We start from the raw sequence: 7,713 nt of genomic DNA, 5'->3' as shown, positions 1-7,713 counted from the left end.
GTACGACCGATGCCCGAAGACCTTCTTCTCGGCGATCGCACTCGCCGCAACCGTCATCTTCTGGCTGTGAGTCGGAACGAGTCCTGAGCCTAGGCTCGACTGGTCCGTGCCGAACTTCAGCACTCTGTCACGCCGCCAGAAAACCTTAGACGTGATCATTCCGTATCGCGGCTCGAAGGGGCAGCTGCACCTGCTCGTCCCCTCTCGGGCATTGCTGCGCAATACCCTGCCGGGCAGCGGACAGCACCGGCATCAAGGTGGAAGGCGAAGGCGAGTGGCATACGCGCAAGCATGGCGGCTCGAAACGGCGCATTCGCGGTGCCGCTCGGACCGGTGGCGCGCAACGGCTCGCTAGCTATGCCAGTTTGTGGTCTTGCAGGTCGTCTTCGGAGGTCTGCTCATGCTGCCCAGCTAGCATGCTGGATACACGAGATGAATCCTCCCGGATTTGCGCAACAACGCCGGTGGCATCCACTCTTCCGCGAGTTCTCATGGTCATGCCGGTGTCATGGACCCGCCTCGGCAGGGTGCTGGACCGGGGAAGTCCGGCCGGGGCCGGAGCCGCGGGTGATGGCACGGCATCGCCTGATCGCATCGGCGGCGGAGGCTCATGGCGCAGCAACCCGACCGGCAGCTCATGCGTGCCGCGTGCCCGGCGCCATGCACCGGAGAGCGGACCGGCCGGCCATCGGCGGCCGATAGTCCCGGCCGGCATTTCCGTGCCCCGTCTGCAAGCGCTCAGAGATCGATCTCGATATCGTTCAGCGGGTGGCTGCAGCAGGCCAGGATCTTGCCCTGGTCGATCTCGCGCTGGCGGATGCCGCCGCCATGCGCCATCTCGACATCGCCCGAGACCAGCCGCGTCTTGCAGGTGCCGCAGATCCCCCGCTGGCAGGAGGAAAGCGGCCGCAGCCCCGCCTCGCGCGCAGCCGAGAGCACGGTCATGCCGGGGCCGCATTCCACCACCTTGCCGGATTTCACGAAGCTGATGCGGAAGGTCTGGCCGCTGACCTCGGGGGCGGCCTCGGGCTCGCCCTCGAAGCTGCCCGCGGTCTCGGCGCCGAAATCGAAGCTCTCCTCGTAATAGGTCTCCATGTCGTAGCGCGCCTCCGCCAGCATGGCGCGCACCCCCTCCATGAAGGGGGCGGGGCCGCAGCAGAAGATCTTCCGCTCGGCGAAATCGGGCGCGATGAGCTGCAGCATCGGCAGGCTCAGCCGCCCGGTGAAGCCCGCCCAGGCGTCCGAGGCCGGGGCGGTGCCCGAGACCAGCGCCAGCTTCAGCCCGTGATTGCGCTGCGCCAGCAGCGACAGCTCCTGGCGGTAGATCATGTCCGAGGGACTGCGCGCGGCATGGACGAAGGCCAGGTCGGCCGGCGCGCCCAGGTCGCAGGCGGTGCGCGCCATCGACATCATCGGGGTGATGCCGCTGCCCGCCGAGAGGAACAGCAGCTTCTGCTCCGCCGTGGCGTCGGTGGTGAATTCGCCCATCGGCCCCGAGACCGCGATCTCGCGCCCCGGCGCCATGTGGTCGTGCAGCCAGTTCGAGCCGGGCCCGCCCGGCACCCGCTTGACGGTGATCTCCACCCGGTAGGGCCGCGCCGCCGAGCCCGAGAGCGTGTAGCAGCGCTGGATCATCCCCTCGACCGGCAGCTCGAAGGTCATGAACTGGCCCGGATAGAAGCGGAAGGCGCGGGGCTCGCGCCCGGAGAAGACGAAGGTCTTGACGTCATGGGTCTCCTGCCGGACCTGGCGGCAGACCAGCGTATCGTCGCGCTCGGGGTCCCAGAGCGGAATGCGGGTGGCTTCGGTGAAACTTCCGTCCATGCTCATTCCGCCGCCATCGCGCTGCTGCCGGGTTCCAGGTGCTCGGCCATCCGGTCGATGTACCAGCCGGTGAAGGCCTCGACCATCGACTCGGTATAGGGCGAGTAGGGGCCGGGCCGGTAGGCCGGGTCCGAGACGCCGAGCTGGCCGATGCGGACCAGATCCGCATCCTCCTGGTTGGTCATGGTCCAGACCGTGGCGAGCTGCTCGGTCTTGTAGTCCTGCCCCTCGATCGCGTCCTTGTGGACGAGCCAGGTGGTGCGCACCAGCGTCCGGTCGGGCCCGAGCGGCAGCACCGAGAAGGTCACGACATGGTCGGACATGAAATGGTGCCAGGAATTCGGCTGGGTCCAGAAGCTGAGCCCGCCGAGCGCCGCCTCGCGGAAGCGGCCGAGCAACTTCTTCGAGGCGACGCGGGTATCCAGCGTGTGGGACTCGCCCGCGCCCAGCAGCGGCAGCCGCATCGCGCGGAAGCCGGTCACGTCGCGCAGCCGGTTCACCTCGGAGGAGGGCAGGCCGCAGGACTGCCAGTAGGCGTGGCGCTCCTCCACCGCGGCGAGATAGGCCGAGGCCTCCTCCGAACGGCGCTCGTCCAGCTCGTCGGGCGAGAAGCCGAAGCCGAATTCCGACAGCGGCACGGTCAGCTGCGGGTGGTTGGTCTCGCAATGGTAGCATTCGCGGTTGTTCTCCAGCGTCAGCTTCCAGTTGCCCTCCTCGACCAGCTCGGACTGCAGGGCGACCTTGCAGTTGGCCAGGTCATGCGGCAGCAGGTAGGGCTCCATCGCCGCGGCCATCTCGTCGATATCTTCCGGCGCCTCCTCGGCGAGGCAGATGAAGATCAGCCCGGCGATGTCGCGGACATGGACCGGGATCAGCCCGTGGCAGGACCTGTCGAAGTCCTCGCCCATGTGCTCGGCATGGATCAGCGCGCCGTCCTCGCTGTAGCTCCAGCCGTGGTAGCGGCAGACGATGTTGCCGATCGTGGTCGAGCGCGCCTCGATCAGCCGGGCGCCGCGGTGGCGGCAGACATTGCGGAAGCCGCGCACCTGCATGTCCTCGCCGCGCAGGAGCAGGATCGAGGCCGGGCCGACCTCCAGCGTGACGCAGTCGCCGGGCTCGGGCAGCTCGGGACCGGCGGCGGCGAAGATCCAGTGGCGGTTGAAAATCGCCTCGATATCCATCTCGAGGATCTCGGGCGCGGTGTAGAACGGGGCTTCCAGCGTCAGGCCGGGCACGCGGTTTCGGACAAGATGGCGGATGTCTTCATGGCTGGGCATCGGCGGATCCCTCACTGCTGGAACGCGGTTGGCACAAATCGTCTACCCTTCGATCCTGCCTGCCCCGGACCGGAGGGACCCGCGGAATTGCGACACTCCGGGGCATGTTTTCGGCACGCGCTGCCGCCGCGCGCCCCTCGCGATGCATCAATATTTTTTAGTCTGCCCAAAACATATACTTATGGCTCAATTTCTGATGTATTTGCGGGACCGGCATCGGAGCCGCTGCGCCCGGCCCCTTCCGCCCTCGACAGCACGCCCCCATGGGACAGGCTTTCCGAGGGGCCAGACAGGACCGGGACAGGGTCCGCTGACCGGACAACAGGGACAGACCGCAACGGAGGTCACATGATGTCATCAACCATCGTCGTCGCCCATGACGGCAGCGACAGCGCGGAGCGGGCCATGGCCTTCGCCGTGGATCGCGCGAAAGCCATCGGCGGCAGTATTATTGTCGCCCATGTGCTGGAATGGTCGCCCTATTCCTTCCTGACGCCGGCCGAGCTCGAAGAGCGGCATGTCCGGCGCAAGCAGGAACTGGAACGGGCGGAAACCGCACTGCTCGGGCCGGTGCTCAAGGCGCATGCCCAGAGCGGCGTGCCGGTCTCCAGCGAGATCCGCTACGGCCATGTCACCGAGACGCTGCTGAAGATCGCGAAGGACGCCGACGCGATCCAGATCGTGATCGGGCGCAAGGGCGCGGGCAGCTTCGCCGACCGCTTCTTCGGCTCGGTGGCGGGGTCGCTCGTGCAGACCTGCCCGGTGCCGCTGACCATCGTGCCGTGACCAGAAGAGATGAGGGGATTGCAATGAAAGACTTAATCAGGAAGCTCCCGCTCCCGGCAGCCCTGGCGGCGCTCTGCGCCACGCCGGCCCTGTCGCAGAGCCTCGACGAGACGATCAACGGCGTCTTCGCCGCCTCCACCGGCTGGTTCGTCAGCCTGATCTTCGCACCCATTCCCGGCACGTCCTTTCCCTGGATCGTCGCCTGGCTGGTGATCGGCGCGACGATCTTCTCGGTCTATTTCGGCTTCGTCCAGTTCCGCGTGCTCGGCCATTCGATCGGCCTGGTGAAGGGCGACTATTCCGACCCGAACGACGCGGGCGAGGTCAGCCACTTCCAGGCGCTGGCGACCGCGCTTTCGGGCACGGTGGGCCTCGGCAACATCGCGGGCGTCGCGGTGGCCGTGGGCATCGGCGGACCCGGCGCGACCTTCTGGATGATCCTGGCGGGCCTGCTGGGGATGGCCTCGAAATTCACCGAATGCACGCTGGCGGTGAAGTACCGCAACGAATATCCCGACGGGCGCGTCTCGGGCGGGCCGATGTACTACATGACCAAGGGCTTCGCCGCGCGCGGCGTCGGCGGCGGCAAGATCCTGGCCGTGGTCTTCGCGGTCTTCACCATCCTCGGCAGCTTCGGCGGCGGCAACATGTTCCAGGCCAACCAGGCGCATGCGCAGCTGACCAATGTCTTCGGCGACTTCCCGGGCTTCATCACCGGCATCGTCTTCGCGGCCATCGTCTTCGCCGTGATCGTCGGCGGCATCAAGTCGATCGCCCAGGTGACCGAGAAGGTCGTGCCCTTCATGGGCGTGCTCTATGTCGGCACGGCGCTGATCATCCTGCTGATGAATTTCGACATGATCGGCTGGGCCTTCGGCCAGATCTTCGCGGGCGCCTTCACCGGGCTCGGGGTCGCGGGCGGCATGGCCGGCGCGCTGATCCAGGGCTTCAAGCGGGCGGCCTTCTCCAACGAGGCCGGCGTCGGCTCGGCGGCGATCGCCCACTCGGCCGTGCGCACCAAGGAGCCGATCACCGAAGGCTTCGTCGCGCTCCTGGAACCCTTCATCGACACCGTGGTGATCTGCACCATGACCGCGCTTGTCATCATCATCACCGGCCAGCTGGTGGCGGATCCGGCAACCGGGCTCTACATCGTCGGCGAAGGCGGCGCGATCCAGACCGTGGACGGCAATTCCGGGGTGGCGCTGACCTCGGCGGCCTTCTCGCAGAGCATCCCGTTCTTCCGCTACATCCTGGTGGTCGCGGTGATCCTCTTCGCCTTCTCGACGATGATCTCCTGGTCCTATTACGGGCTGAAGGCCTGGACCTTCCTCTTCGGCGAGGGCAAGACGACCGAGTTGGTCTTCAAGCTGATCTTCTGCTTCTTCGTGATCGTCGGCGCGGCGGCAAGCCTCGGGCCGGTCATCGATTTCTCGGACGCGGCGATCTTCGCCATGGCGGTGTGCAACATCAGCGCGCTCTACGTGCTGATGCCGATCGTGAAGGCCGAGATGGACAGCTACCTGTCGCGGCTGAAATCCGGCGAGATCCGCAAATTCGCCTGACCTGACATTCCCCCGGTCCGGTTCCGCCGGGCCGGGGCGCCGCGTCGTCATGGCGGCTATGACTTGCCCCCGGACTGTGAGACCTTACCTTTCGTGAGCGGTAACAGTCCTGGAGCGTCCCCCATGTCCCCCATTCATGCCATCGGCGATATCCACGGCCAGCTTGGGCAGCTCGAGATGGTGCTGGAGCTGATCGAGCGCCATGGCGAGCCCGGTGCGCCGGTGGTGTTCTGCGGCGATTTCGTCGATCGCGGCCCGGACTCGCGGCGGGTGATCGAGACGCTGATGGAGGGCCAGGCCGCGGGCCGGCCCTGGACCTGCCTGATGGGCAACCACGACCGCTTCCTGCTGCGCTATCTGGAAAACCCCCGCTACGAGGATCCGGCAGTCTCGCGGCCGCTCCTTTGGACCGACCCGCCGCTGGGCGGCTCTGCGACGCTGGCCTCCTACGGGGTCGATGTCGCCGAGGGGCGCAGCCTCGAGGACATCCATGCCGACGCGCGCGAGGCGGTGCCGCAGGCCCATCGTGACTGGATCGCCGCCCTGCCGCGGATGCACGGGACCGAGGGGCAGATCTTCGTCCATGCCGGGCTGCGCCCGGGCGTGGCGCTCGAGGAGCAGATCGAGGACGACCTCGTCTGGATCCGCGGCGGCTTCCTGGAAAGCCCGCAGGACTGGGGCCGGCTGGTGGTGCACGGCCATACCGCGCTCGACCATCCGCAGCTCTATGCCAACCGGCTGAACATGGATGGCGGCGCGGGCTACGGCCGCCCGCTGGTCCCGGCGCTGATCGAGGGCCGCGAGGTCTTCACCCTGGGCGGACGCGGCCGCGAGCGGATGCGGGTCGGCGAGCTCGCCGGCTCCTGAGCGGCGGCTCAGGCCGCGGGCCGCAGCGAGGCCGCCAGCACGTCGCGGATCGTCGCCGGCGCACGGCCGATCAGCCGCGGCAGGTCCTGCCCCTCGTCATAGAGCGCGCCTTCCGAGATCTGCCGGTCCATCCGCGCCAGGAAATCCGGCCAGGGCGCCTTCAGCCCGGCCTCGGCCAGCGCCTGGGCATAGGCGGCCTCCTCCATGTCGCGATAGGGGATGGCGGTGCCGCTGATCTCCGAGATCGCCCCCGCCAGATCGCCGAGCGAGAAGGCGGGACCGCCCGAAAGCTCGTAGGTCTTCCCCTCGTGCCCCGTGCCGGTCAGCACCGCAGCGGCGGCCTCGGCATAGTCGCGGCGGCTGGCGGCCGAGATCCGGCCCTCGCCCGCGGCGCCGTAGAGCGCGCCCGCCTCCAGCGCCGAGCGCGCCGTGTCGATGTAGTTCTCGGCATACCAGCCATTGCGCAGGATCGTGCAGGGGATGCCGCTCTCGGCCAGCATCAGCTCGGTTGCCAGATGCTCCTGCGCGAGCTTCAGGGGAGAGGTATCGGCATGCAGCAGGCTGGTATAGACGATCCGGCCCAGCTTGTGGCCCATCGCGGCGAGGATGACATTGCGGTGCTGGATCTCGCGCAGCCCGACCTCGCTGCCGGAGATCAGCAGGAGCGCGTCGAGCCCCTCCAGCCCGGCCTCGATCTGGTCGGGTTCATTGTAGTCGAAGGGCCGGACCTCGACGCCCAGGTCGAGCTCCTCCGCCTTTTCCGGGCTGCGCATCAGCGCGACGATCCCGCTGGCCGGCAGCGTCTCCTTCAAGAGGCCGATGACAAGCTGCCCGAGCTGCCCGCTGGCGCAAGTTACCCCGATCATGCCTTCCTCCAATCACAACATTTCTGGACTCGGGAGGATCAAGCATGGCGTGTGCCAACTTGGGAGTATGTGGCTCCGGAACTCAGAGGGTGTGCCGTCTATGGCGCTAAGTTGACGGCAGGGAGCAGCCGTTGAGAACGCAAGGATGCATGGTTGGGAGCGGTGCAGAACTATCTGGGGGTTTCGAATTCTTTGAAAATCAGTAAGCGGTGTTCCCGGCTCACGGGATCTCAGGTTGACGGCTTGAAACTCCATGGCAGAAGTTCGTCGATCCGCTTCTGCGGATGCCCGGCTGCAATCGCCTCCAGCGTGGCCTTGAGATAGGCGAAGGGCTCGACGCCGTTGATCTTTGCCGTCTCGATCAGCGAGGCAATGCGTCCCCAGGCACGGCCGCCTTCGTCATGGCCCGCGAAGAGGGCATTCTTGCGGTTGAGGGCGAGCGGTTGGTCATTCTGCCCCCTTTTCGCAAGTGCTTGGAAACATTTGAAGCTGGTCGGTGGCGTCCGTGCGACACGGGCGCCCTTTGCG

General features: G+C 67.1%; 7 protein-coding genes and 1 pseudogene. 4 read left to right on the top strand and 4 right to left on the bottom strand.

Going from position 1 to position 7,713, the window contains the following annotated elements; genetic code table 11:
- Window positions 1–94 precede the first annotated feature (94 nt).
- Window positions 95–314 (top strand): annotated as a pseudogene (locus FGX59_RS35415) (transposase); the annotation flags it as partial.
- A 424-nt stretch (window positions 315–738) separates the two neighbouring features.
- Here the strand turns inward: FGX59_RS35415 and FGX59_RS35410 are convergent.
- Both FGX59_RS35410 and FGX59_RS35405 read right to left on the bottom strand, forming a co-directional pair.
- Entirely contained in the window at window positions 739–1,824 is a 1,086-nt protein-coding gene (locus FGX59_RS35410; protein WP_240722867.1) for a hybrid-cluster NAD(P)-dependent oxidoreductase, read from the bottom strand.
- Window positions 1,825–1,826: 2 nt separating this feature from the next.
- The gene (locus FGX59_RS35405; protein ID WP_138473268.1) at window positions 1,827–3,101 is read right to left on the bottom strand and encodes an SRPBCC family protein; all 1,275 of its coding nucleotides are present in this window, start codon (window positions 3,099–3,101) and stop codon (window positions 1,827–1,829) included.
- A gap of 348 nt (window positions 3,102–3,449) precedes the next feature.
- Between FGX59_RS35405 and FGX59_RS35400 the strand changes: the two genes are divergently transcribed.
- The 3 genes from FGX59_RS35400 (at window position 3,450) to FGX59_RS35390 (ending at window position 6,319) form a co-directional block, all read left to right on the top strand.
- The gene (locus FGX59_RS35400) at window positions 3,450–3,887 is read left to right on the top strand and encodes a universal stress protein (protein ID WP_370296480.1); all 438 of its coding nucleotides are present in this window, start codon (window positions 3,450–3,452) and stop codon (window positions 3,885–3,887) included.
- Between the two features lie 23 nt (window positions 3,888–3,910).
- Complete coding sequence (locus FGX59_RS35395; protein WP_138473265.1) at window positions 3,911–5,452, top strand: sodium:alanine symporter family protein; 1,542 nt, start codon at window positions 3,911–3,913, stop codon at window positions 5,450–5,452.
- Window positions 5,453–5,575: 123 nt separating this feature from the next.
- A complete protein-coding gene (locus FGX59_RS35390) occupies window positions 5,576–6,319 on the top strand; it encodes a metallophosphoesterase family protein (RefSeq protein WP_138473263.1) in 744 nt (247 codons plus the stop codon).
- Window positions 6,320–6,327: 8 nt separating this feature from the next.
- On the opposite strand, the gene FGX59_RS35385 is transcribed toward FGX59_RS35390, so the two are convergent.
- Together FGX59_RS35385 and FGX59_RS35380 are read right to left on the bottom strand one after the other, a co-directional pair.
- Window positions 6,328–7,185 carry an SDR family oxidoreductase gene (locus FGX59_RS35385; RefSeq protein WP_138473261.1) on the bottom strand — a complete coding sequence of 286 codons (858 nt, stop codon included), beginning with the start codon at window positions 7,183–7,185 and terminating at the stop codon, window positions 6,328–6,330.
- A gap of 230 nt (window positions 7,186–7,415) precedes the next feature.
- Window positions 7,416–7,713, bottom strand: a 298-nt coding sequence (locus FGX59_RS35380; RefSeq protein ID WP_240722866.1) for an IS66 family transposase, incomplete at its 5' end; no start/stop codon positions are given.

The organism is Poseidonocella sp. HB161398 (assembly GCF_005870025.1).
Taxonomy (GTDB): domain Bacteria; phylum Pseudomonadota; class Alphaproteobacteria; order Rhodobacterales; family Rhodobacteraceae; genus Mangrovicoccus.
The sequence above is the reverse complement of the archived record's forward strand: the minus strand, read 5'-3'. Positions and strand labels throughout refer to the sequence as shown.